The sequence below is a fragment of the Rhizobium sp. NFR03 genome, assembly GCF_900111275.1.
Classification (GTDB): domain Bacteria; phylum Pseudomonadota; class Alphaproteobacteria; order Rhizobiales; family Rhizobiaceae; genus Ferranicluibacter.
In genome coordinates this window covers 425,868-451,512 of the sequence record NZ_FOGR01000001.1, presented here as the reverse complement: position 1 = coordinate 451,512, position 25,645 = coordinate 425,868, and the positions used below count along the sequence as shown (strand labels likewise).

General features: G+C 62.8%; 21 protein-coding genes. 15 read left to right on the top strand and 6 right to left on the bottom strand.

The window, feature by feature from the left end:
- The first annotated feature begins 18 nt into the window (after window positions 1–18).
- From ftsZ to BSG19_RS02005, 9 genes are all read left to right on the top strand, one after another.
- Window positions 19–1,794 (top strand): cell division protein FtsZ, encoded by a 1,776-nt coding sequence (gene ftsZ, locus BSG19_RS02045; protein ID WP_092984358.1) that lies wholly within the window; start codon window positions 19–21, stop codon window positions 1,792–1,794.
- A gap of 320 nt (window positions 1,795–2,114) precedes the next feature.
- A complete protein-coding gene (lpxC, locus tag BSG19_RS02040) occupies window positions 2,115–3,062 on the top strand; it encodes a UDP-3-O-acyl-N-acetylglucosamine deacetylase (RefSeq protein ID WP_092985512.1) in 948 nt (315 codons plus the stop codon).
- A gap of 207 nt (window positions 3,063–3,269) precedes the next feature.
- On the top strand, window positions 3,270–4,103 hold the full coding sequence (locus BSG19_RS02035; RefSeq protein WP_244529094.1) for an outer membrane protein assembly factor BamD: 834 nt from the start codon (window positions 3,270–3,272) through the stop codon (window positions 4,101–4,103).
- A gap of 21 nt (window positions 4,104–4,124) precedes the next feature.
- A complete protein-coding gene (gene recN / locus BSG19_RS02030) occupies window positions 4,125–5,798 on the top strand; it encodes a DNA repair protein RecN (RefSeq protein WP_092984354.1) in 1,674 nt (557 codons plus the stop codon).
- 136 nt (window positions 5,799–5,934) lie between these two features.
- Complete coding sequence (ligA, locus tag BSG19_RS02025) at window positions 5,935–8,085, top strand: NAD-dependent DNA ligase LigA (RefSeq protein WP_092984352.1); 2,151 nt, start codon at window positions 5,935–5,937, stop codon at window positions 8,083–8,085.
- A gap of 115 nt (window positions 8,086–8,200) precedes the next feature.
- Complete coding sequence (gene panC, locus BSG19_RS02020) at window positions 8,201–9,076, top strand: pantoate--beta-alanine ligase (RefSeq protein WP_092984350.1); 876 nt, start codon at window positions 8,201–8,203, stop codon at window positions 9,074–9,076.
- Window positions 9,073–9,906: a 3-methyl-2-oxobutanoate hydroxymethyltransferase gene (gene panB / locus BSG19_RS02015; protein WP_092984348.1), complete on the top strand. Its 834-nt coding sequence runs from the start codon at window positions 9,073–9,075 to the stop codon at window positions 9,904–9,906. The genes panC and panB overlap by 4 nt, the downstream gene beginning before the upstream one ends.
- Before the next feature lie 134 nt (window positions 9,907–10,040).
- A complete protein-coding gene (locus BSG19_RS02010) occupies window positions 10,041–10,736 on the top strand; it encodes an AzlC family ABC transporter permease (protein ID WP_092984346.1) in 696 nt (231 codons plus the stop codon).
- Window positions 10,733–11,059: an AzlD family protein gene (locus BSG19_RS02005; protein ID WP_092984344.1), complete on the top strand. Its 327-nt coding sequence runs from the start codon at window positions 10,733–10,735 to the stop codon at window positions 11,057–11,059. Before BSG19_RS02010 ends, BSG19_RS02005 begins: the two co-directional genes overlap by 4 nt.
- A gap of 158 nt (window positions 11,060–11,217) precedes the next feature.
- Here the strand turns inward: BSG19_RS02005 and BSG19_RS02000 are convergent, their stop codons facing one another.
- The 4 genes from BSG19_RS02000 to BSG19_RS25940 all read right to left on the bottom strand — a co-directional run bounded on the left by BSG19_RS02000 (window position 11,218) and on the right by BSG19_RS25940 (window position 15,391).
- Window positions 11,218–13,047, bottom strand: coding sequence for an aminopeptidase P family protein (locus BSG19_RS02000; RefSeq protein WP_092984343.1), 1,830 nt, complete (start codon window positions 13,045–13,047; stop codon window positions 11,218–11,220).
- Between the two features lie 468 nt (window positions 13,048–13,515).
- On the bottom strand, window positions 13,516–14,397 hold the full coding sequence (locus BSG19_RS01995) for a 50S ribosomal protein L11 methyltransferase (RefSeq protein ID WP_092984341.1): 882 nt from the start codon (window positions 14,395–14,397) through the stop codon (window positions 13,516–13,518).
- Window positions 14,398–14,491: 94 nt separating this feature from the next.
- Window positions 14,492–15,091, bottom strand: coding sequence for an SCO family protein (locus tag BSG19_RS01990; protein ID WP_092984340.1), 600 nt, complete (start codon window positions 15,089–15,091; stop codon window positions 14,492–14,494).
- Between the two features lie 144 nt (window positions 15,092–15,235).
- Window positions 15,236–15,391: a hypothetical protein gene (locus BSG19_RS25940; RefSeq protein ID WP_170865830.1), complete on the bottom strand. Its 156-nt coding sequence runs from the start codon at window positions 15,389–15,391 to the stop codon at window positions 15,236–15,238.
- Window positions 15,392–15,602: 211 nt separating this feature from the next.
- On the opposite strand from BSG19_RS25940, the gene BSG19_RS01980 reads away from it, so the two are divergent.
- The 3 genes from BSG19_RS01980 (at window position 15,603) to pncA (ending at window position 18,884) form a co-directional block, all read left to right on the top strand.
- Entirely contained in the window at window positions 15,603–17,666 is a 2,064-nt protein-coding gene (locus BSG19_RS01980) for a methyl-accepting chemotaxis protein (protein WP_092984337.1), read from the top strand.
- Between the two features lie 2 nt (window positions 17,667–17,668).
- Window positions 17,669–18,133, top strand: a complete 465-nt coding sequence (locus tag BSG19_RS01975) for a chemotaxis protein CheW (RefSeq protein ID WP_092934375.1) — start codon at window positions 17,669–17,671, stop codon at window positions 18,131–18,133.
- A gap of 115 nt (window positions 18,134–18,248) precedes the next feature.
- Window positions 18,249–18,884 (top strand): bifunctional nicotinamidase/pyrazinamidase, encoded by a 636-nt coding sequence (gene pncA / locus BSG19_RS01970; protein ID WP_092984335.1) that lies wholly within the window; start codon window positions 18,249–18,251, stop codon window positions 18,882–18,884.
- Between the two features lie 28 nt (window positions 18,885–18,912).
- Here the strand turns inward: pncA and BSG19_RS01965 are convergent, their stop codons facing one another.
- Window positions 18,913–19,413, bottom strand: a complete 501-nt coding sequence (locus BSG19_RS01965) for a CreA family protein (protein WP_092984333.1) — start codon at window positions 19,411–19,413, stop codon at window positions 18,913–18,915.
- Window positions 19,414–19,626: 213 nt separating this feature from the next.
- Here BSG19_RS01965 and BSG19_RS01960 point away from each other — a divergent pair, with 213 nt between their 5' ends.
- The 3 genes from BSG19_RS01960 to BSG19_RS01950 all read left to right on the top strand — a co-directional run bounded on the left by BSG19_RS01960 (window position 19,627) and on the right by BSG19_RS01950 (window position 23,072).
- Entirely contained in the window at window positions 19,627–20,865 is a 1,239-nt protein-coding gene (locus BSG19_RS01960) for a YeeE/YedE family protein (protein WP_092984331.1), read from the top strand.
- 243 nt (window positions 20,866–21,108) lie between these two features.
- Entirely contained in the window at window positions 21,109–22,311 is a 1,203-nt protein-coding gene (locus BSG19_RS01955; RefSeq protein ID WP_092984330.1) for a DUF2778 domain-containing protein, read from the top strand.
- A gap of 71 nt (window positions 22,312–22,382) precedes the next feature.
- The gene (locus BSG19_RS01950; protein ID WP_092984328.1) at window positions 22,383–23,072 is read left to right on the top strand and encodes a polyamine aminopropyltransferase; all 690 of its coding nucleotides are present in this window, start codon (window positions 22,383–22,385) and stop codon (window positions 23,070–23,072) included.
- A gap of 4 nt (window positions 23,073–23,076) precedes the next feature.
- On the opposite strand, the gene BSG19_RS01945 is transcribed toward BSG19_RS01950, so the two are convergent.
- Entirely contained in the window at window positions 23,077–25,620 is a 2,544-nt protein-coding gene (locus BSG19_RS01945; protein ID WP_092984326.1) for an ATP-dependent helicase, read from the bottom strand.
- Window positions 25,621–25,645 lie beyond the last annotated feature (25 nt).

Genomic DNA, 25,645 nt, shown 5'->3' with positions numbered 1-25,645 from the left:
CAGGAAGGAACGGGTAAAATGACCATCAACTTGCAGAAGCCGGATATCACCGAGCTCAAGCCCCGCATCACTGTTATCGGTGTCGGCGGCGGCGGCGGCAACGCCGTCAACAACATGATCACCGCAGGTCTCCAGGGCGTCGATTTCGTCGTCGCCAATACGGACGCCCAGGCGCTGACCATGACCAAGGCAGAACGAATCATCCAGATGGGTGTGGCTGTCACCGAAGGTCTCGGCGCGGGTTCGCAGCCGGAAGTCGGTCGCGCTGCTGCCGAAGAGTGCATCGATGAAATCATCGACCACCTCTCCGGCACGCATATGTGCTTCGTGACCGCCGGCATGGGCGGCGGCACGGGTACGGGTGCTGCTCCGGTCGTCGCGCAGGCTGCGCGCAACAAGGGCATCCTCACCGTCGGCGTCGTCACGAAGCCTTTCCACTTCGAAGGCCAGCGCCGCATGCGTCTTGCCGATCAGGGCATCGCCGAACTGCAGAAGTCGGTCGATACGCTGATCGTGATCCCCAACCAGAACCTCTTCCGCATCGCCAACGACAAGACGACCTTCGCCGATGCCTTCGCAATGGCCGACCAGGTTCTCTATTCGGGTGTTGCCTGCATCACCGACCTGATGGTCAAGGAAGGTCTGATCAACCTCGACTTCGCCGACGTTCGCTCTGTGATGCGCGAGATGGGTCGTGCGATGATGGGCACCGGCGAAGCCTCGGGCGATGGCCGCGCAATGGCCGCTGCCGAAGCCGCAATCGCCAACCCGCTCCTCGACGAAACGTCGATGAAGGGTGCGCAGGGCCTCCTGATCTCGATCACCGGTGGTCGTGACATGACGCTGTTCGAAGTCGACGAAGCCGCGACTCGTATCCGCGAGGAAGTCGATCCGGACGCCAACATCATCCTTGGTGCGACATTCGACGAAGAACTCGAGGGCATGATTCGCGTGTCCGTCGTTGCAACCGGAATCGATCGTACGGCCGCGGAGGTGGCCGATCGGACTTCTAGCTTTCGCCCGGTAGCATCCAAGCCCGCCGCCCGCCCGGCAGCACCTGCCGCCGCGCCGGTCATGCAGGCTCAGCCGGCACCCGTCATGCAGCAGGCGGCTCCCCAGCCGCAGGCACCGCAGGCCGACCATATCGCAGAAGCCATCCGTCAGGCTGAGATCGAACGCGAACTCCTGATCCAGGCGCGCGCCGCCGAAAAGGCTCAGGACGACTTCCGCCCGCAGAGCAAGCTGTTTGCCGGTGCTGCACCGGAAGCCGCTCCGGTCATGCGCGCTCCGGCTCCGCAGGCTCCGGTTGAGATGCCGATCTACCAGCAGCAGCCGGTTCAGGCCGCTCCGATGCATGCCCAGCATGCGCCGGCGCACCACATGCAGCATGAGCCGATGGTTCAGCGTCACGAGCCCGCTCCGATGATGCGCCAGCCGGAACCTGTCCGCATGCCGAAGGTCGAGGACTTCCCGCCAATGGTGAAGGCCGAAGCCGAACACCGGTCCCAGCCGGCCGCCGCGCATCACGAAGAGCGCGGTCCGATGGGTCTTCTCAAGCGAATCACCAATTCGCTCGGCCGCCGCGAAGAGGAAGATCATTCCGTCGCGTCGGACATGACCTCGGGAGCGCCGACAGCTGCATCGCAGCAGCGTCGTCCGCTGTCACCCGAGGCGAGCGTCTACGCACCGCGTCGCGGTGCGCTCGACGAACGCGGCCGCGTGAACCCGCAGCCGCGTGCGCAGGACGACGATCAGCTCGAAATTCCGGCGTTCCTTCGCCGGCAGTCGAACTGATTTTCCACCCGCCTTCTACCTTGCCGGAACGCCTGGGCCCACAAGCCCAGGCTTTTCCGTTTTTCGTAACCCGTTCATGGGTTTAGCGGGTGTAGAAGAAGCGTTACAATGCGAAAGAAACAGTGATTTGGAATGGCCGGTCGAGGGCCTTATCTTCGGACTGGAAAGTCTGCGCATATCAATGCTCCCGATCGTACCGAAGGCTGGGGGCGGCAAGTTCGACTTGCCGTCGAGAGGTTGACCTGGGGCTCAAAGACGTATCTTGCAGACACGGAATAAGGCGGTTCGCCGCCAGAATTGTGAAAGTGAAGAGTATGGGACTGGGAATTGGACTGCTGGGGTTTCAGACGACCATCGCCGATCAGGTAACCCTGAGCGGGACGGGCGTGCACTCAGGCGCCGACGTATCGATCACCTTTCATCCGGCTGAAGCCAATACCGGTATCGTCTTCCAGCGTGTCGAGGGCGAGCGGGTTCTCGGTGAGTACCGTGCCGTCTCCTCCAATGTCGGCAATACGGATCTCTGCACCATTCTCGGCACGTCGCCGGCTACCTGGATTGCAACGATCGAGCATGTGATGGCTGCGATCTACGCTGTCGGTCTCGACAATCTGCTCGTCGAGGTTCATGGCGCGGAAATGCCGATCATGGACGGCAGCTCGGCTCCTTTTATCGAGGCCATTGAGCAGACGGGCATCAAGGCTCTTGCCGTGAAGCGCCGCTACATCCGAATCCTGAAGCCGGTGCGAATCGAGAGCGGTGCTTCCTGGTCGGAATTCGTGCCTTACGATGGCGGTATGCGCTTTGAGGTCGAGATCGATTTCGATACGCCGCTCATCGGCCGCCAGTCCTGGCAGGGCGACATGACGGCTGCGACCTTCAAGAACGAACTGTCGCGGGCCCGCACGTTCGGCTTCATGCGCGATGTCGAGCGTATGTGGGCTGCCGGCCGCGGCCTGGGCTCCTCGCTCGAAAACTCTGTCGTCATCGCCGATGATCATACCGTCATCAATGTCGAAGGTCTGCGCTACGCCAAGGACGAGTTCGTTCGTCACAAGACGCTGGATGCTGTCGGCGACCTCGCGCTGGCCGGCCTGCCGTTCATCGGTTGCTATCGGTCCTATCGCGGCGGTCACAAGATGAACGCCAACGCCTTGCAGGCTCTGTTCAGCGATCCCACGGCCTACGAGATCGTGGAAACGGCGATGCCGCGCACACGTCTCCCGCGCGAGAAGCAGGTCGCAGGCGCGTCCGAGCTTTCGGCCTGACGCACAATATACATAAAAATTGCCTTAAAGCCGGTCATATGACCGGCTTTTTCATGGACGCGATGCCACAAAATTGCGTTAATCGGTCACCATGACGTTGCGGACTTGTTCTAGTATGATCTAGAACCGCATGGTCGGCGGCGGGGCAGCTGCCACTCGAGTTGGGATGTTCTGATGGTTTTTGCAGACGGCTTCGAATGGAAGACGATGGCGCGCGTGGCGATGGTCACGCTTGTAGCGGGGACAACCAGCGTCGTCGTGACCGCCTGCCAGAACGACCCCGACATCGACATCACCAAACTGACGGCCGAGACAGATCCGCCGGAGGTTCTGTACAATCAGGGCCTCGCCAACCTGAATGCCGGCAAGACGACGGAAGCCGCGCGCAAGTTCGACGCCATCGACAAGCAGCAGCCGTTCTCCGAATATGCCCGCAAGGCTCTGGTCATGAAGGCCTTCGTCAATTATCGGCAGGGACAGAACCAGGACGCGATCAACGCGGCCACGCGCTATCTCAATCTTTATCCCGAATCGGAAGATGCCGCTTACGCGCAGTACATTCTGGGTCTTGCCTATTCCAAGCAGATCCCGACGGTGACGCAGGACCAGAAGCCGGCGTTCAAGACGATCGAGGCCATGCAGGTGGTTGTCGATAAATACCCGAATTCCGAATATGTCGAAGATGCGCAGGCGAAGATCCGCTTTGCGAAGGACCAGCTGGCCGGCAAGGAAATGCAGGTCGGGCGCTACTATCTGGAACGCAAGGAATACCTGGCGGCCGTCACGCGTTTCCGCACCGTGGTCGAGCAGTATTCCGGCACCAATCAGGTCGAGGAAGCGCTGGCCCGCCTGGTCGAGAGCTACTTCGCCATGGGCATTACCAGCGAGGCGCAGACGGCAGCCGCCGTTCTCGGACATAACTATCCTGACAGCCAATGGTACGCCGACAGCTACAAGCTGCTGCAGACCAACGGGCTCGAGCCGCGCGAGAATGGCGGGTCCTGGATTTCCCGGGCCGGCAAGAAGATCCTCGGCGTCTGATCCGAAAGAACAGAAGACCGAATGCTTTCACAGCTCTCGATCCGCGATATCGTCCTGATCGAACGGCTTGACCTGTCCTTCGATGCCGGCCTTTCCGTCCTGACCGGCGAGACCGGGGCAGGCAAGTCCATCCTGCTCGACAGCCTGTCGCTGGCGCTCGGCGGGCGCGGCGATGGTTCGCTCGTGCGCCATGGCGGGACAAAGGGGCAGGTGACGGCGGTTTTCGACGTTGCGCTCGATCATCCCGCGCGGCTGCTCGTGCGGGAAAACGGCATCGATGACGATGGGGACCTGATCTTTCGCCGCGTGCAATCGTCCGACGGTCGCACCAAGGCCTATGTAAACGACCAGCCGGTTTCCGTTCAGCTTCTGCGGCAGGCGGGGCAGCGGCTTGTCGAAATCCACGGACAGCATGATGATCGCGCGCTGGTCGATACCCATGCCCATCGGCTGCTTCTCGATGCCTTCGGCGGCTTGACGGGGGAAGCGGAAACGGTCAGCGACCTTTTCCGTATCTGGCGCGATGCCGAACGCGGTCTGAAGCGTCACCGTGAGAAGGTAGACGCCGCCGCCCGCGAAGCCGATTATCTCCGCGCCGCCGTCGAAGAGCTGGAGGCTCTGGCGCCACTCGATGGCGAGGAAGACGAGCTTGCCGAGCGTCGCGCGACGATGATGAAGTCGGAGCGCATTGCCTCGGATATCAGCGAGGCGAGCGATTTCCTCAATGGCAACGCGTCTCCCGTTCCGCAGATTGCCTCGCTCATGCGTCGTCTGGAGCGCAAGAGCCACGAGGCGCCGGGTCTTCTGGAGGAAACCGTCAACCTGCTCGATGCGGCGCTCAACCAGCTGTCCGACGCGCAGATGGCTGTGGAAGCGGCATTGCGGCGGACGGAATATGATCCGAAAGAACTGGAGAGGGTGGAGGAACGGCTGTTCGCACTTCGCGCTGCCGCCCGCAAATATTCGGTTCCCGTCACGGAGCTTCCGGCACTGGCCGTGCGCATGATCAATAGCGTGGCCGATCTCGATGCGGGCGAAGAGAAGCTGAAGCAGTTGGAAACGCAACTCGCCATTGCGCGATCGGATTTCGATGCGGCGGCGGCGGCCCTGTCGTCCAAACGGCATCATACGGCGAGCGCCTTGTCGGAGGCCGTAATGGCCGAGCTTCCGGCGCTGAAACTGGAGCGTGCGCGCTTCATGGCGGAGGTCGCGAGCGATCCGACGCAGATGACGGCCGAAGGCATCGATGTCGTCGAGTTCCATGTGCAGACCAATCCGGGCACGCGGCCGGGGCCGATCATGAAGGTGGCGTCGGGGGGCGAGCTTTCACGATTCCTGCTGGCGCTGAAGGTGGCGCTGGCCGACCGCGGCTCCGCACCCACGCTCGTCTTCGACGAGATCGACACCGGCGTCGGTGGCGCGGTTGCCGACGCCATCGGGCAGCGGCTGAAGCGGCTCTCGAAGACGGTTCAGGTTCTCTCCGTCACCCACGCGCCGCAGGTGGCGGCGCGAGCGGCGACCCATCTGTTGATCTCGAAGGGTCCTTCCGAAAAGTCCTCGGAGATGATCGCGACACGGGTTGCGCGCATGAACGACAAGGATCGCACGGAAGAGATCGCCCGCATGCTTGCCGGTGCCTCGATCACCGAAGAGGCGAGGGCGGCGGCGGCGAAGTTGCTGGCGGGTGGTGGCTGACGCGGCGACCCTTTTCCCTGTCTTATGAAGACTTTGCGGAATAACAGGACTGAGATGAGCTTGCGATCGCCGGTCTCGTCCTCTTCTCAAAAGAGCGAATTTCGCTACAACACTCCCGACAGCAGGAGTGACCGCCATGACCGATATCAAGCCCGTCGATGCGCTGAGCGAAGCCGATGCCGTGGAGGAGCTGGCGTTTCTGGCCTCCGAGCTTGCCCGCCATGACGCGCTTTATCACGGTAAGGACGCGCCTGAAATTTCGGATGCCGACTATGATGCGCTGAAGCGGCGCAATGGCGAGATCGAAGCGCGGTTCCCGGATCTCGTGCGGCCAGACAGCCCCTCCGGCAAGGTTGGCGCTGCGCCGTCCGGCCTCTTTCAGCAGGTAACGCACGCGCGTCCCATGCTGTCGCTCGACAACGTGTTTTCCGACGAGGACGTGAGCGATTTCATCGCCAGCGTCTACCGCTTCCTCGGTCGCCTTCCGGATGATTCCATCGCGTTTACAGCCGAGCCCAAGATCGACGGACTGTCGATGTCGCTGCGCTACGAAAAGCGCAAGCTGGTGACGGCCGCAACGCGAGGCGACGGCACGACGGGGGAGAACGTCACCGCCAATATCCGCACCATCTCGGAGATACCGCAGACCTTGCCCGATGGCGCGCCCGATGTGGTGGAGGTGCGCGGCGAGGTCTATATGGCCAAGAGCGACTTCCTGAAGCTGAACGCCCAGATGGAAGCCGAAGGGCGCCAGACCTACGTCAATCCCCGCAACACCGCCGCTGGCTCGCTTCGCCAGCTGGATGCTGCGGTTACCGCGACGCGCAAGTTGCGGTTCTTCGCCTATGCCTGGGGAGAAATGTCGGAGATGCCGTCGGACAGCCAGTCCGGCATGGTGGAGGCGCTGAAGGGGTGGAGCTTCCCGGTCAATCCGCTGACGCAGAGGTTGACATCGGTCGCGGCCATTCTCGACCATTACCGCCAGATCGGGCTCCAGCGACCGGAGCTCGACTACGATATCGACGGCGTCGTCTACAAGGTCGATGACCTCGCGCTCCAGCGTCGGCTCGGCTTCCGCTCGCGCTCGCCGCGCTGGGCCACCGCGCACAAGTTTCCAGCCGAACAGGCTTTCACGATCCTGACCGCCATCGACATCCAGGTGGGGCGGACGGGGGCGCTGACCCCCGTTGCGCGCCTTGTGCCGGTGACCGTCGGCGGGGTGGTCGTGACCAATGCGACGCTGCACAACGAAGACTACATCAAGGGGCTCGGCACTGCCGGCCAGCCTCTGCGAGATGGGCGCGACATCCGTATCGGCGATACTGTCATCGTCCAGCGCGCCGGCGACGTCATTCCACAGATCGTCGATATCGTCGAGGAGAAGCGTGAGGCGAATAGCGTGCCTTATGTCTTTCCGAAGACATGCCCTGTTTGCGGCAGTCATGCCGTGCGGGAGGTCAACGAGAAGACGGGCAAGGTCGATTCGGTCACGCGCTGCACGGGTGGGTTCGTTTGCAGGGCGCAGGCCGTGGAGCATCTGAAGCACTTCGTCTCGCGCAACGCCTTCGATATCGAAGGCTTCGGTGCCAAGCAGATCGATTTCTTCTTCGCTTCGGAAGATCCCACCCTGTCGATCCGCACAGCCCCTGACATTTTCACGCTGGAAGAGCGCCAGCAGGGCTCTCTCTCCAAACTTGAAAACATCGACGGCTTCGGCAAGGTCAGCGTTCGCAAGCTTTACGAGGCAATCAACGAGCGTCGACAGGTGGCGCTACCGCGCTTCATCTACGCGCTCGGCATCCGCCATGTCGGCGAGACCACGGCAAAGCTGCTGGCGCGATCCTATGGTAGTTACGGCGAGTTCGACAAGGCGATGCGGGCAGCGGGCGAGCCGGGTGCGGAGGCCTGGGACGACCTGAACCGGATCGACGGGATCGGCGACGTCGTCGCGCGTGCCATCGTGGAGTTCTACAAGGAGGATCGGAATGTCGCCGTGGTCGATCGTCTCCTTGAACAGGTGACGCCGCTCGATGCGGAAGCGCCGACAGGCGAGGGGAGCCCGGTTGCAGGCAAGACGGTGGTCTTTACCGGATCGCTGGAGAAGTTCACCCGAGACGAGGCGAAGGCTCGGGCCGAAAGTCTGGGCGCAAAGGTTTCAGGCTCCGTTTCCAAGAAGACGGACATTCTCGTTGCCGGTCCGGGGGCTGGCTCAAAGCTCGACAAGGCTCGGGAACTCGGTGTGGAGACGATGGACGAGGACGAGTGGTTGGCCCTGATCGGCGGCTGATATGTTGGATGCCTTGGGTGCATCAGCAGTTTATTTTGCACCTGCTTCGTCTTTGAATTGTCTTTTTGCAGCGCACGCGATACCGGATGCCGGATAACGGAGGGGGAGATCCGGGATGGAGACGGTTTCGACAATCGGCGATCTGCGGCGGCTGCTCGGCGAACATCGACGGGCGGGACGCTCCGTCGGCCTTGTGCCCACCATGGGCTATCTACATGCCGGGCATATGGATCTCGTGCGTCGGGCGCGCGCGGCCAGCGACATCGTCGTTGCCAGTATTTTTGTCAATCCACTGCAATTCGGCGCGGGCGAGGATCTTTCGCGCTATCCCCGCGATCTCGCGCGCGATCAGGCAATGCTGCTGGACGGTGGCGTCGATATCCTGTTTGCGCCTAGTGTTTCCGATATGTATCCGCGCGCTATGGAGACGGTGGTCGATGTCCACACGCTCGGTGCAGAGCTTGAGGGGGCGGTACGTCCCGGTCACTTTGCGGGCGTGGCGACAGTGGTGACGAAGCTTTTCAATCTCGTGCAGCCGGATCGCGCCTATTTCGGCGAGAAGGATTTCCAGCAGGTGCAGATCATCCGGCGCATGGTGGATGACCTTGCCCAGCCGGTGGAGGTGGTGGCCGTCCCGACCGTGCGCGAGGCCGACGGGCTCGCCTTTTCCTCGCGCAACGTCTACCTGTCTCCTGAGGAACGCCGTGCGGCCGTGATCGTGCCGCAGGCGCTGGACGAGGCTGACCGACTGCTCCGCTCCGGTTTGACGTCTGCCGCCGATTTGGAGCAGGCGGTTGCCGACTTCATCCGCCGCGAGCCGCTTGCCGCTCCCGAGGTGGTTGCCGTGCGCGATCCGAAGACGCTGGCGCCTGTCGATACGGTTGAGGGTCGTCCGGTGCTGCTTCTTTTGTTCGTCCGGTTCGGCGGTACGCGGCTCCTCGACAATCGCGTCTATTCCCCGTCCTCTTCTTCCGAAAGCCGTCTGCCATGAGCGTTCAGCCCGGTTCCGCCACCTCCCGTCGTCGCCTGACCCCTTCCGCCGTTCAGGCGCTGAAGGGCGAGCGGCCGATCGTCAGCCTCACCGCCTATACGACGCCGATTGCCCGGCTGCTCGATCCCCATGTGGACTTTCTGCTGGTCGGCGATTCGCTCGGCATGGTGCTCTACGGCATGGACTCGACGCTCGGTGTCACGCTGGAGATGATGATCGCGCACGGGCAGGCCGTCATGCGCGGAACGTCCGCTGCCTGTGTCGTCGTGGACATGCCGTTCGGCTCCTATCAGGAGAGCCGCGAACAGGCCTTCCGCAACGCCGCCCGTATCCTGAAGGAAACGGGGTGCAGCGCCATCAAGCTTGAAGGTGGTGCGGAGATGGCCGAGACGGTCGATTTCCTGTCGAGCCGCGGAATTCCCGTGCTGGGTCACGTCGGGCTGATGCCGCAGCTGGTGAACACGACGGGAGGTTATCGCTCTCTCGGTCGGACGGAACGCGAGGCGGCCAAGATCCGCCGGGATGCCAAGGCCATCGACGATGCCGGCGCCTTTGCCATCGTGGTCGAGGGAACCGTCGAGCCGCTCGCGCGAGAAATCACCGCCTCCCTGAAGGCGCCCACGATCGGCATCGGCGCATCGCCGGCTTGCGATGGCCAGATCCTCGTATCGGACGATATGCTGGGTCTCTTCAACGACTTCAAACCGCGCTTCGTCAAGCATTTCGCCAATCTCGCGCCACAGATTTCGGCCGCCGCCGAGGCCTATGCGGACGAGGTGAAGGCCCGCACCTTTCCGGGGCCGGAGCACACGTTCACGGTGAAAAGCTGAGGGCGGCGCTTCCAACTTCGGTGCATGACGCGGACTGATCGGGCCATCAGCGGAATTCATTTGCCGTTGACGACATCCGTGGCTAAAGGCGGTGGCCTTAAGCCGCAGGCCGGCAACGCCCTTGGATCTTCATTATGACATCTCGTGATTTCTGGGACGGCGCCCGCCGTGGCGTTCCCATCGTGCTTTCCGCCTCTCCCTTCGGCGCCCTGTTCGGCGCGCTGGCGATCGACAACGGATTCAGTATCCTCGATGCGGTGTTCATGAGCGCGACCGTCTTTGCCGGTGCGAGCCAGATGGTGGGGCTCGATCTTTTCGGCCATGCCGTCCAGCCATGGCTGATCGTGCTTTCTGTCTTCGCCGTGAACTTTCGCCACGTGCTTTATTCCGCATCCATGGCCCGCCACATCGCGCATTTCTCGCTCGTCCAGAAGGCTGCCGCCTTGTTCCTGCTGACGGATCCGCAATATGCGGAAACGGAGAAGCGGGGCGAGCGTGGCGAGCCGGTGACTTTCGTCTGGTACATGGGGCTCGGCCTCGCGATCTACCTGCCGTGGCTGGTCGCGACCTTGCTCGGTGCCGTCTTCGGCGGTCTGATCGGCGATCCCAAGGCGATCGGGCTCGATGTCATGCTGCCGATCTACTTCATGGCACTGGTGCTCGGCTTCCGCAGCCGTGACAACTGGCTGCCGGTGGTGGCCGTCAGCTCCGTCGTATCGGTGATCGCGATGCACCTCGTCGGCTCGCCGTGGCATGTGAGCATCGGAGCGCTGGCCGGTGTCGTGCTCGCCGCCTGCCTGCCGGTGAAATCCGGGGAGACTGCCCGATGAGCTTCGATCATTTTCTGCCGCAGGACCTTCGTCTGGTCGGCATCATCCTCCTCGCGGCCCTTGCCACCTATCTCACGCGCATCGGCGGCGCGATCATGATGGCGCGGATGGAGCGCATCCCGCCGCGCATGGAAGCCGCGCTGAACGCCGTGCCAGCAGCCGTTCTTTCGACGCTCGTTGCGCCGGCGCTCTTCTATGGCGGAGCGGATGTCACGATCGCAATCTTCGCCGCCTTCCTCGTCGGCCTGCGACTGTCGGCCCTGCCGATGCTGTTTGCCGGATGGGCAGTGGTGATGGCGCTCCGGTACACGGGGATGTTCTGATCATCCCTTCAGGCCAAGGGGCTAGAGTCTGGCAGGTTCATTCTGAACCAGCCAGACTCTCGATTCCCTTGTCGTCGTTTGTCTCTTCGGGATAACCGGATTCCACTTATCCCTGACAAACTGGAGTGCCCCCGGCCCGAAGGTCGTCTTTCAATGCTTCAAAGTGCGGCCGTCGCAGCCTCCAGCCATGCTTTCACATCCGCGCCATCGATGAGCGGCATCAGCTTCTCACGCGTCTCGGCGTGGTAGGCGTCGACCCAGGCACGTTCCTCGGCCGTCAGAAGCGTCGGCAGGATCAGGCGGCGGTCGATCGGGCAGAAAGTCAGCGTTTCGAAGCCGAGCATTTTCTGGTCACCGCCCTCGATGGAAGCTGCTTCCAGCACATGCAGCAGGTTCTCGATCCGGATGCCGAAGGCGCCCGGCCGGTAGTAGCCGGGCTCGTTGGAGAGGATCATGCCCGGCAGAAGTTCCTGCATGCCGGCGCGCGAGATGCGTTGCGGCCCTTCATGGACGGAGAGGTAGGAACCCACCCCGTGGCCGGTGCCATGCCCATAGTCCGCACCGGCCTTCCAAAGGGCGATGCGGGCCAGCGGATCGAGCTCCACGCCGCGCGAGCCCTTGGGGAAGCGCGCCGTGCTGATCGCGATCATGCCCTTCAGCACCAGCGTGAAGAAGCGCTTCTGTTCCTCCGGCACGTCGCCGATGGCGACCGTGCGGGTGATGTCCGTCGTGCCGTTGACGTATTGCCCGCCGGAATCGACGAGGAACATGGTTCCCGCTTCAAGCGGCTGGTCGCTTTCGGTCGTCACGCGGTAATGCATGATGGCCGCATGCGGCCCCGCACCGGCAATCGTGTCGAAGGAAATGTCCTTCAGCGGGTTTTGCAGCCGCTCGCCGCAGGCGATCCGCACGGCCTCCAGCTTTTCGGTGGCGGCAATTTCGGTAACGGTGCCGGGCGTCGTTCCATCGAGCCAGGCGAGGAACTCGACCATCGCCGCACCATCCTGCAGATGTGCGCGGGCAGAGCCTTCAAGTTCGACGGGGTTCTTGCGCGCGCGGGGAAGGCGGGCGGGGTCCGCCGCTTCGATGACGGTGCCGCCGTCCTTCCGGATGCGGTCGGCAAGCGCGAAGGCCGCGTGGTCGGGGTCCAGCATGAGGCTCACGCCGGATACGGCCAGTGCCGAGATACGGGCTTCGAAGGTTTCCGGCGCTGCGATCTCGGCCATCTGGGTCAGGTAGGCCTTTTCCTCGATGCCGGTCTTGCGGGCATCAAGGAAGATTTCGGCTCCACCATCGGCGTGAATGATGGCGCGGGCGAGGGGATGCGGCGTGTGGGGAACGTCATTGCCGCGCAGGTTGAACGTCCAGGCGACGGAGGAGGGATCGGTGAGGATGACGGCGGCAGCGCCGGCCTTCACCACCGTTTCGGCTATGTCGGCGATCTTCTCGGTCGCAAGGATGCCGGCCTGTTCGATCTTCTGGATAATAACGTGACCCATCGGCGCGTCGGGCCGGTCGTTCCAGAGGCGGTCGAGGGGATTGTGGTCGAGGTGGACGAGCGTGCCGCCGATCTTCGTCAATGCGGCTTCCAGCTTGCGCACCTCCGCTCCCGTATGCAGCCATGGATCGATGCCGAGGCGGAAGCCCTTCGGCGCATGGCGCTCGATCCAGAGGTGCGGCGGCTCGCCGATCAGGTCGCCGCCGGTAAAGACCGCGCCATCTACCTGTTCGGCAAGCTGCGTGACGTATCGCCCATCCACGAACACGATGGCTGCATCGCGCAGGACGAGGGCGATGCCGGCAGATCCGGTGAAACCTGTAAGCCATGCCAGCCGCTCGGCGGAGGCGGGAACGTATTCTCCCTGATACTCGTCTGCGCGAGGCACGAGAATGCCATCGATGCCCAGCACATCGAAAGAGGCCCGCAGACCGTCAACCCGTTCGCGGCCGAACTGCGGAGTGGAGGTAACGTCGAACGACTGGAACATAATGTCTTCCTGCATGCGGATGAGATGGGACGTTCCGCTTATAGCAAATCCGGTCCCGATGTCCCAACAGCAGAGGCAACAACCAAAGCGCCCGTGAAACATTCATCATACTTATGCGGATTCCGCATGGCACCTATTCACGTCAGCCCCTAGCCGTTGTCCGGAAATGCGCTAGAAGCACTGCCAACGGACGGGCTGCGAACAACCCGTTCCCGCAGATGCCTCAGGGCAATCTTCTGAGTGATCCGTTCGATCGGTTGCCTTCTCCTCCTCCCTCCGGGCGCCGTTTTGGGATCACGCAGAGTCCGCTTGAGCGATCCTCCTCCCTTTGCTCGCGGACATTGGCCGGCTTGCCGGTCACGGGCGATGCTTCGGCATCGCCTACGTTTTCGAAAGGCCGTCCCATGCTCCCGCATCGGACGGCCTTTTTGTATTCTCTGCGTATTGTCGTATCGGGGGTACGGCGCCTCAGGCGCGGCTATCCAGATGGATGGTGACCCAGCCGTTGCGCCAGAGGGTGCGGACATGGCGCAGCTTCTGGGCGTTGTAGGCCGACAGAACCTTCCAGCGCTGTTCGGCCAGAATCCCTGAGAGAATGACGGAGCCGCCGGGCAGGAGGTGTCGTGCGAGGTCCGGCGCCATGCGCATCAGCGGGCGGGCGAGAATGTTGGCGATGATGAGGTCGAACGGCCCGTGTTCGCCAAAGGCGGGCGACTGGAAGCCGGTGGCGGTTACCGCCGCGATGCCGCTCGCGATGCCGTTGCGACGAACGTTCTCGCGAGCGACCCGGGTGGCGATCGGGTCGATGTCGGTTGCCAGGACCGGCACGTTCTTGATCTTGCGCAGCCCGATTGCGAGAACGCCGCTGCCTGTCCCCAGATCCAGCGCATTGGTGACGGTGCGCGAGCGAACGACGCTTTCGATCATTTCCAAGCAACCGGCCGTGGTGCCGTGATGACCGGTGCCGAAAGCTTCGCCGGCGTCGATCTCGATGGCAATCTGGCCGGCGCGCACCTTGTCCCGGTCATGCGAGCCGTGGACGAGGAACCGGCCGGCGGCAACCGGGCTCAACCCCTCGAGCGATTTTGCGATCCAGTCGATATCGGGGATTTCCTCGCGCAGGATCTCGGTGCCCGGCTTCCAGGCATTCACGATCTCCGCAAAGCGCGCCCGCAGTTCCTCCTCCTCGGCGAAGTCGAGATAGAGAGAGGCTTCCCAGATGTCGCGCTTCTCATCGATCTCCATCGTGGCGATGGCATAACCTTCGTCCTCGAAGGCATCGGTCATCAAAGCGAGAATGCTGTCGGCACCTTTTTCGGTGGTGGTGAGATAAAGACGCAAATCAGCCACGGGTGGTCCTTCAGGTCTGGAGAGCTTCGGATGAGCGCTTTACCACGGCCACGCGGCATTGCACGGCCAAAATGCCCGATCGTGCACAGTGCGCTCAGCTCTTGATGAGGTTTTCGAGCTTCTGGACCGCGGTATCGGTGTTCTCGCCATAGGCGATGGTGCCGCGAAAACGACCTTCCGCATCCAGCAGGAAGACGGAGGCCGAATGGTCCATCGTATAGTCGCCGTCCGGCTTCTGCGCATCGAGCGGGACTTTCTTGGCGTAGACCCTAAAGCCCTTGACCATCTCCATGACCTTGTCCGGTGCGCCGGAAATGGCGGTAACGCGGCTGGAAACGTTGGAGACGTACTGGCCGAGGATCTCCGGCGTGTCGCGTTCGGGATCGACGGTGACGAAGAAGGCGTTGAGCTTGGTGTTGTCGGGATCGACCTTGGCGAGCCAGCCGTTCATCTCGAACAGCGTCGTCGGGCAGACTTCCGGGCAATGGGTGAAGCCGAAGAACACGGCCGAAGGCCGGCCGGTCAGTGCCTTCTCCGTGATGGGCTGACCATTCTGCGCGACCAGCGTGAAGGGAACGCCGAATGGGCCGCCCGCCGTCGCTTCCTTCGTCTCGGTCATCTTATAGGTCAGGAACCCCAGCGCCGACGCCGTGACCAGAACGGCAATCCAGAGCACGATTCGAAGAAGTTTCATGTCAGCCCGTCCCCGTCACGCGATGTCGATGAAGGCTTAAAGCCAAGTGGTGATCAGCGCAAATCGATTTGCGCGAGGCCCTCGACAGCAGGGATCACGTCCGCGGCACCGCGTCATTCTCACTGTGATGTGCGCAGCGCGATCTCAGAAGCAGAGCGACAGGCTTCCAGCAGCAAGCGCCAGTACCATGTCGGGGCCGTGTGCCCACCAGCCGAGCATGCCGGCCCAGCCCACCAGCAGGAGGCCTGCGGCGACGAGAGCAATCCTGGTAGCGCTGCCGGGCGAAATACGTTCCATCATGCGGTTCTTGTAGCCGATTTCCATCCGCGCCAGAAGCGGGAACGAAGACGTGTTATCTTTACCAGATCTTTAACGCATTGCTGTTATGCTTTTCTTCCGTGCAGGTTTTCCCGCGCGTCGACATGAGGTCGGCCGTTCCCGCCATCGCCATCTGTGACCGCTGCTATCCCACCTGCGCGCGACACGGTTCGCGCCATTCCGGACCTCGATCATGCATCATGAGACACGCCAGAAATCCCTGACCGTAAGCCAGAGGCTTGCCACGCTGGGTGTCGTTACCTTCGTCGGAATTAGTGCGATCCTCGCCACCGGCTGGTATGAGCATCGGCAGATCGAGCGCGTCCTTGCCGAGGCGAGCGTCGCGAAGACAGCGGAAAACCGGGCCATCCAGCTACGCGTTGCGAGCCTCAACCTTGTCCTGGCTGCCATGGACACGATTGTTGACAAGGATGCCAGGGTTATCGCGCCCGACCGGATGAAGGAAATCGATGCGGCCGCATCGACCCTGACTTCCGCCAGTGGCGAGATTGCCGCTCTCGCAGCGGGTATCGGTGAGCCGAACCTCGGGGACGGCGTTCCCCAGATGATTTCCGAATTGACGCGATCCATACAGACGGACCTGAAGGCTCTGGTCGAAGCGGGCGCCGACGAAGCCGCATTCGATGCCGCCGATGACCGGATCGACGCGGCGGGTTCGCAACTGACGGAGCGCTTTAACAGTCTGGCGGATACCAGCATGACGCTGATGCGCATGCGTGTCGAAGAGGCAAACGCGATATCGCGCTCGGCTTTCGTCTGGCAGTTCGTCTGCGGCCTCGGCGCTATGGTATTCGTTCTCGGGCTTCTGACGGTTCAGGGCAATATCCTGCGTCGGGGCATCCTCGGTGTTCGCGACAGCATGCAGCGCATTCATGGCGGCGATTACGCCACGCCCGTCGGCGCGGTGGAGCGCAGCGATGAAATCGGTGACATGGCCCGCTGTGTTGACCGCTTCCGTACCGATGCTATCGACAAGCAGCGGCTGGAGCGCGATGCCGCGGACAGCCGCAGCCTCAACGATACCGATCGTCGTCAGCGCGAAATGACGGCGGCCGACGATGCTCGCCAGGTTCAGGTTGCCGTCAGTGCACTCGGCCAGGCGCTGAACAAGCTTGCCGATGGCCAGCTGACGGTTGCCATCGACACGCCGTTCCGCGCCGATCTCGAATCGCTTCGCCTCGATTTCAATCAGGCCGTGGAAAAGCTCCGCAACGTTCTTTCTGGCATGCGCGACAACAGTGCTTCGATCACCGCCAACGGACGCCAGATGCGGTCTGCGGCGGACGATCTTGCCAAGCGTACGGAACAGCAGGCGGCCTCGCTGGAGGAAACCTCCGCTGCGCTCGATCAGATCACCGTCACCGTTCGCACCGCGACGGAGAAGGCGGAAGAGGCGAGCCAGATGGTCAGCCGCACCCATGCCAACGCCGAGGAGTCCGGCCGGATCGTCGGCGAAGCCGTCGCAGCCATGGCGCGTATCGAGGATGCGTCCGCCGAAATCGGCAAGATCATCAACGTGATCGACGAAATCGCCTTCCAGACCAATCTTCTCGCGCTGAATGCCGGTGTCGAGGCCGCGCGCGCTGGGGAAGCCGGCAAGGGTTTTGCGGTCGTCGCGCAGGAAGTTCGCGAACTGGCCCAGAGAGCGGCCGGTGCCGCCAAAGACATCAAGGGCCTCGTCAACCGCTCCTCGACCGAGGTTGGCACCGGCGTACGGCTTGTTCAGGAAACCGGCGATGCGCTCGGTCGCATTGGCACGGATGTGGAGCAGATCAACGAGCATATGCGCACCATCGTCGTTGCGGCCCGCGAGCAATCGACCGGGCTGACCGAGATCAATATCGCGATTGGCCAGCTCGACCAGATGACGCAGCAGAATGCGGCCATGGTGGAGCAGACCAATGCGTCCAGCCATACGCTTGCGCAGGATGCGGAGAGCCTTTCGAGCCTGATCGCACAGTTCGCCATCGGTGGTGACGCGGCTTCCTATGCTTCGGCTTCGTCGACTTCGCGTTCGACCCGCACAGCCACGTCGTCGTCAAGCTATCGCCCTGCTGCGCCGACGAAGACCTCGTCCGCCAAAAGCCCTGTTGCTATCCGCCCTGCAACCATAAAGCCGGCTGCCGCGAATTCGCGCCCGGCCCCGTCGCCCGCCAAGGCGCTGATGGGCAAGCTTTCCGGCGCGTTCGCATCGCCGTCGGCCTCCAGTTCCAACGATCAATGGGAAGAATTCTGATCATGAACATCACGTCCAAACAGTCGGGGAGCTCGATGGAAATCGTGTCCTTCCATCTCGGCAACCAGGAATTCTGCATCGACATCATGGCGATCCGCGAAATTCGTGGCTGGGCGCCGGTGACGCCGATGCCGCATACGCCGCCTTACGTCCTCGGGCTCATCAACCTGCGCGGCGCCGTGATCCCCGTCATCGACATGGCCTGCCGCCTCGGCATGAACATGACGGAACCGTCGGAACGTTCCGCCATCATCGTTACGGATATCGCCGGCAAGCTGGTCGGCCTGCTGGTCGAACAGGTCTCTGACATGATGACGATCCGCAGCGAGGATCTGCAGTCGGCACCGGAAATCATTCCTGAAGCACAGCGGGCCTTCTGCCGAGGCATCGTGGCGCTGGAAAAGACGATGGTCTGCTTCCTGAACCTCGACACCGTTATCGCCGACGAGCTGGCCCAGGCCGCCTGATCGGTCTGCCTGATCGACTGTCTCTCGTTCTGACAACGCATGCCGGGCTGGCCCGGCATGCAGGGTCGGTCTATGCTCTGTCGCACCAGATCACGTCTCGGGAGATGCACGGCCGATGAAATGCCTCTTGCTTGTCGACATCCAGAACGGCTTCTGCCCCGGCGGCAATCTTCCCGTGCCCGGTGGTGACGCCATCGTACCCGTTGCCAACCGGCTGATGGCCGACGGTGGCTACGATCTCGTCGTCGCGTCGCAGGACTGGCATCCGGCCGATCACGGCAGTTTCGCCTCGCAGCATGAAGGCGCGGTTCCCTTCACCATGGGAACGCTGAACGGCCAGCCGCAGATGTTGTGGCCGGATCATTGCGTCGAAGGGACCGAGGATGCGGCCCTTCGCCCGGATCTCGACCAGAGCCGGATCGACGCGATCCAGCGCAAGGGCCTCGACCGCACCGTCGACAGCTACTCCGCCTTTCGCGACAATGATCAGACGGCGCTGACGGGGCTCTCCGAGCTTCTCATCGCGCGTGGCGTGACACGGCTCGATATTTGCGGACTGGCGACGGATTATTGCGTGAAATTCTCCGCGCTCGATGCGCGTGCCATGATGCCGGAGGTGCATATCCGGTTCATCGAGGACGCCAGTCGCGGGATCGATCCGGAGGGTGTCCGGGCCGCGATCGACGAGATGACGCAGGCGGGAATTGCCGTGGTCACCTCGGATACGGTTCTCAGCGAGACGCGAACCTGATGCCGCTCTCGCCGAGATGGGGTGCGCCTTATTGCGGCGCGCCTTTCTTCCATGTCACCTGCTGGTTGAAGAGCGGTACGGTCGAGATCGACATCTTCGCCGATCCTTCCACGACCTGACGTGAATGGGCGAGATAGATCAGCGTATTGTTCTTGCGATCGTAGATGCGGGTCACCTGCAGCGACTTCCAGATCAGGGACAGGCCGGAGCGAAACACTTCCTCACCCTCCTTCGACAGATCGATATCGTCGATGACGACAGGGCCGGTCTGGCGGCAGGCGATGGAATTGTTCGAAGGGTCTTCGAACCAGTTGCCCTTGCGAAGCCGGTCGATCACGCCGCGGTCGAAATAGGTCACGTGGCAGGTGATGCCCTCGATCTTCGGATCGCTGACGGCGTCCACGATGATATCGTTCCCGGTCCAGTCGACGCCGACATCACCAACGGTTTCGGCGGCGGCCGGTGCCAAAAGGGCGGCGAAGCTCAAGAGGGCGGCAGCGGCGGCAAGGCGGATTTTGGGCAGGGGCATCGGCAGATCTCCGGATCGGGTTCACAGCCGAGATAAGCGTGGCCGAGGGCAATGCAAGCCATCGGCGATGAAATGTCTGCGTGCGGGCACGCCGCAAGGGAAGGTTTGTCGCTGCCGGAATATCTTTCCACCATCTTTACCGAAGGTAGAACGGGATTGCTCGAAGCATCAAGGCGCGCTTCCTATATCCAAGGAAACTGGAGGCTTACCCTCATGTCCGTTCTTTCCTCTTCAACAGTATCACCATCCAAGGCTTCGCCTGCTGGTGCGCCGAACCTCGGGGCGCCCGGATTGGTCGCCATCGCCGTCCTGCTACTCGGTACTTTGCTTCTCGGCCTCGTCTACGGCCCAATTCAGGGTGCGCTCTTCCTGGTGGGCGGCGCGCTGGGTATCTCGCTTTATCACGCTGCGTTCGGCTTTACCTCCGCGTGGCGGGTCTTCATCGCGGAAGGCCGCGGGCGCGGGCTTCGGGTTCAGATGGTTCTGCTGGCGCTGGCGGTCATCCTGTTCTTCCCGGCGTTGGCCGATGGCACGCTCTTCGGAAATCCTGTGAAGGGTTCCGTGTCTCCGGCCGGCCTCGGCGTTATCGTCGGCGCGTTCATGTTCGGCATCGGCATGCAGCTTGGTGGCGGATGCGCGTCCGGCACGCTCTTTACCGCTGGCGGCGGCAATGCGCGCATGCTGGTGACGCTTCTGTTCTTCGTCATCGGCTCGGTCGTTGCCACGGTGCATTTCGACTGGTGGACGAGCCTGCCGTCGCTGCCGCCTATTTCGCTGGTGCAGAGTTTCGGCGCCTGGGGCGGGATCGCCGTCTCTCTCGTCATCTTTGCCGCCATTGCGGGTTTGACCGTCATCGTGGAGCGGCGGCGGAACGGTTCGCTGGAGCAGGCGCCCTCATCGTCGCGGAGCGGGTTCGGCCGAGTTCTGCGGGGGCCATGGCCGCTGGTCTCGGGCGCTGTCGCCTTGGCGCTTCTCAACTTTGCGACGCTGGCACTTGCGGGCCGGCCTTGGGGCATCACGTCTGCCTTCGCGCTCTGGGGTGCCAAGGGCGCGCAGTTCGTCGGGTTCGATCCTGCCGCCTGGGCCTACTGGCAGACGCCGGCCAACGCCAGGGCGCTGAGTGAAAGCGTCTTTGCCGATGTCACCTCGGTCATGGATTTCGGTCTGATTGCGGGCGCTATGCTGGCCGCATCGCTTGCGGGGCGTTTCGCGCCGAGCCTCGATATCCCGCTGAGGTCCATCCTTGCGGCGGTGGCGGGCGGTCTTCTGCTCGGCTATGGCGCCCGTATCGCCTATGGCTGCAACATCGGGGCCTATTTCTCCGGCATCGCGTCGGGCAGTCTGCATGGGTATCTCTGGGCGGTCGCCGCCTTCGCGGGCAACGTGCTGGGGGTTCGGCTTCGGCCTTGGTTCTTCCTGGAAAGGCGAGCTCCAGCGCGCATCGACGGCTGAGCAGCACCAAAATCGCGAATCGAAGAAAGCCGCGGGCGGGTCCCGCGGCTTTTTCATTTTCGACAATCCGAAGATTTCGGGAGGCCCGTAAAGGAAATGGTTACCATGTTTCGCCATTCTTTCGCCTAGCCGCAGTGTTCTAGGGAGCGCGCAACATCAGCGCCAGGCAACCCAAACGGCCGGCTTCGACGACAGTGCGTAGTGCTGTTTTCGAATTGCGTAACAATTTGGGTAAAGAGTTCCATGGCGCTAGCGATTGAGAATGTTCGACAGGTCGATACGCGTTCGCAGACGCGGCCCCTCCGCCAGCAGTCCCATTCGCCGCGCTCTTCCGGCTCTGCGAAACCGCAGCGCTCACGCCTCGTCCCCGGCCTCCTTGCCGCAGGTGTCGGCCTGGCGGGCCTTGGCTGGCTTATGGGCACCATCCTGACCATGCATGGTGTGGCGGGCGATCTTGCGACCGGTGGGCGGCCGACATTCGAGACATCGCTCGGTCTGAATGCCATTCCTCGCGGCCCGGTGGGTGAGCGGATCGTGCATGTGGCGAAGTTCTCGCGTCTCGTGAAGACGCCGGTCGTGGCCGTGGCTGCGGCGAGAACGCAGCCGCAGATCGCGTCCGCCAGCACCGTTCACCGCGTCGTGCTCGCCGCATTGCCACCCAAGCCGGCGACACCCGCTCCTGTTCAGGTCGCGTCGCTGGAAGCCCGTCCGGATGTCGTCGTTCCCCTTCGTGAAAATGCGATGCTGGAGCCGGATGCCCTGCCGACCGGATCGTTGCCCAAGCCCTTCAGTCTTGTTCTCAACGATGATGAGACGACCGAGCATCTGCCGGATCTCGGACCGCTGCCGCTGTCGCGTCCCGGCATGACGATCGAGGCGGACGATACCCCGACCGCCGCCGAGCGCCCTCGCAAGCCGCCGGTGCAACTCGCCTATGCCAAGCCGAACGCACCGATCGACATGGAAGACGACGAGCCATCGATGGCGCCGCGCAAGCCGCTGTTCGGCAGCCGGAAGGGCGTCGCCTATTACGACATCTCGGCCGGCGTCGTGCACATGCCGAATGGCGAGAGACTGGAAGCGCATTCCGGGATCGGCAAACTGCGTGACAATCCCGACGCCGTGCATATACCGATGAAGGGCCCGACACCGCCCGGCACCTACAAGGTGACGATGCGCGAAGCGCTGTTCCATGGGGTCGAGGCCGTTCGCCTGACGCCGATCGACGGTGTCGCCCCGCATGGTCGCGTGGGACTGCTGGCGCACAGCTACCTTCTGCGCAACCGAGGCGACAGCCATGGCTGCGTCGCCTTCGCCGACTATCCTCGCTTCCTCAAGGCCTTCAAACGCGGCGAGGTGACCCAGATGGTTATCGTGAAGAGCATGAAGGGTGGCTTCTCCAAGCCTTCGAAGACGCTCGCTTCGCTCTTCTCCCGTAATGGCTGACGGGGTCGCGCCCGGTTCCCGTCCGCCTCGATCTGCTGTAGGGAAGACCGTTTTCAACCGGACCCTTGCCCATGCTTCCCTGGATCGAGATCGATAGAGCCGAGATTCCCGGTACAACCGCCGCCGGGGATGCGGGCGAGTTGCGGCTGAAAAGCCGAGGCCAGGAATTTTCGATCATGCTCGGCAATAATGAGCTGATGAACAGCCGTCTCAGCGGCTCCGAGGAGGCGTTGGCGTCCCTCGCACGCGAGAGGATCGGCGATCGTCCCCGACCGTCCTTTCTCATCGGCGGGCTCGGAATGGGGTTCACGCTCCGCGCCGCGCTTGCGATCCTGCCGGAAGACGCTGCGGTAACGGTCGCCGAACTCGTTCCGGCCGTCGTGCGATGGGCACGAGGCCCGATGGCCAGCGTGTTCAAGGGTTGTCTCGACGATAACAGGGTCACGATCTACGACGGCGACGTGGGCGCATGCATTGCGGCCGCGCGTTCTGCCTATGATGCAATCCTGCTCGATGTGGATAACGGCCCCGACGGACTGACCCGTGCTTCGAACGATCGCCTCTACGACCATCAGGGGCTGCTCGCTGCGCAAACAGCGCTTCGCCCGGGCGGTGTGCTGGCCGTCTGGTCCTCAGGGCCGGATCCGCGTTTCACACGCCGGCTGAAAGACGCAGGGTTCGAGGCGGAAGCGGTTTCAACGCGGGCAAACGGCAAGCGCGGCGGCGCACGCCATGTGATCTGGCTGGCGGTCAAGCGCTAGGATCTCACACCTTCTCGACGAAGCCGTCCAGAACGCGTTTCTGTCCTGCGCGGTCAAAATCGATGGTGAGCTTGTTGCCTTCGATACCCGCGATATTGCCGTTTCCGAACTTGATGTGGAACACCCGGTCGCCGACGCCGAACTTCGAAGGTGTCTCCACCGTCGAGCGGACGGTAAGCTCACCCTCGATGGTACGGGCCTTCGGGCCGCTTTCGCCATAGCCGATGCGATCGATGGCGACGCCGGAGCGGTTGCCCCAGTTGTCGCGGGTCGCGTCCGTCTTGTTGGCCTGCGCGCGTTTCCAGCCCGGTGTCGCATAGGTGTTCTGGAACGGTTCCTGCTTGTCGAAGCGCGATTGGCCATAGCCGCCCCGTCCATAGCCGCCATAGGACTGCTCCATCTCCGCCACCTCGACGTGATCGACGGGAAGCTCTTCGATAAAGCGCGAGGGAATCGTGGATTGCCAGAGGCCATGGATGCGGCGGTTCGAGACGAACCAGAGGTGGCATCGGCGCTTGGCGCGGGTCAGGCCGACATAGGCAAGGCGCCGCTCTTCCTCCAGCCCCGAGCGTCCACCTTCATCGAGCGAGCGCTGGTGCGGAAACAGGCCTTCCTCCCAGCCGGGAAGAAAGACCGTGTCGAACTCCAGCCCCTTGGCGGAATGCAGCGTCATGATGTTGACGGCGTCGAGGTTCTCGTTCTGCTCGGCATCCATGACCAGCGAAACATGTTCGAGGAAGCCGCGCATGCTTTCGAATGCTTCCATCGAGCGCACGAGTTCCTTCAGGTTCTCAAGCCGACCGGGCGCTTCCGCCGTCTTGTCGACCTTCCACATGTCGGTGTAGCCGGATTCCTCAAGGATGATTTCGGCAAGCTCGGTGTGCGGCGTGTTTTCGAGCAGCGCCTGCCAGCGGCGCACCATGGTCACCACGTCGAACAGCGATTTGCGCGCCTTGGCCTTCACCTCGTCGGTTTCGATGATATCGGCAGCTGCGGCCAGCATCGGGATATCGCGGGCGCGGGCATAGTCGTGCAGCAGGCGGATGGTGGTATCGCCAAGGCCGCGCTTTGGCGTGTTGACGATGCGCTCGAAAGCGAGGTCGTCGGCATCCTGGCAGACCAGCCGGAAGTAGGCCATCGCATCGCGGATTTCCATGCGCTCGTAGAAGCGCGGACCGCCTATGACGCGATAGTTGAGGCCGAGCGTGACGAAACGATCTTCGAACTCGCGCATCTGGAACGATGCGCGGACGAGGATCGCCATGTCGTTCAGCATGTGCTTGTCGCGCTGGAGTTGTTCGATCTCCTCGCCGACGGCGCGGGCTTCCTCTTCCGAGTCCCAAGCCGCGTGAACCTGGACTTTCTGGTCGTCAGGGTCATGGCGGTCGGTGAAGAGCGTCTTGCCGAGGCGTCCTTCGTTATGGGCAATCAGATGGCCGGCAGTGGCAAGGATATGCGCGGTCGAGCGATAGTTGCGCTCCAGCTTGATGACGGTCGCGCCGGGGAAGTCCTTATCGAAGCGCAGGATGTTGTCCACCTCCGCGCCGCGCCAGCCATAGATCGACTGGTCGTCATCGCCGACGCAGCAGATGTTGACCGTGTTGTCGGCCGTGCGCGGTTCGCCCTTGGCAGGGCTCGGTCGCTGCGCCAGAAGCCGCAGCCACATATACTGGGCAGTGTTGGTATCCTGATACTCATCCACGAGGATATAGCGGAACCGGCCGTGATATTCGCGCAGCAGATCCGGATGCTTGCGGAAGATGGCGATGGGGTGCAGCAGCAGATCGCCGAAATCGCAGGCGTTCAGCGTGCGAAGCCGCGCCTGATAGGCGGCATAAAGTTCGCGTCCCTTGCCGTTGCCGAAGGCGCGCGCGTCGCCTTCCGGAATATCGGCGGGCGTCAGGCCCTTGTTCTTCCACCCGTCGATTAACTGTGCGAACTGTTTGGCGGGCCAGCGCTTGTCGTCGATGGATTCCGCCTGCAGGATCTGCTTGATCAGGCGGGTCACGTCATCGGTGTCGAGAATGGTGAAGTCTGAACGAATACCGGCAAGTTCGGCATGTCGCCGCAAGAGCTTGACGCCGATGGAGTGGAACGTGCCGAGCCAGGGCATGCCCTCGACCGCGCCTCCGACGAGGACGCCGATACGCTCCTTCATCTCGCGCGCCGCCTTGTTGGTAAAGGTGACGGCAAGGATCTGGCTCGGATAGGCACGGCCTGTGGCCATGATATGCGCGATGCGTGTGGTGAGGACACGCGTCTTGCCGGTGCCGGCGCCGGCCAGCACGAGGACGGGACCATCGAGCGTTTCCACGGCAAGGCGCTGCTCCGGGTTCAGGCCCGAGATATAGTCCGGCGCGCGGTCACGGTCGCGGGCAGCCATGGCGCGGGCTGCAAGGCCGGAGGGACCTTGTCCGCCGTTGCCCGGCGTCCCTTCGGGGCGGCGATCGGGTGCCGTTGCAGACGGTGCTCCGTGACGTTCGCCTCTTGCGGGCGCGCGTGCTGGTTCTTCGTCGAAGAAGGGAATGTCGTCAAAACCGTTGCTCATGGGGCTCAATGTAGTGATTCGGGTC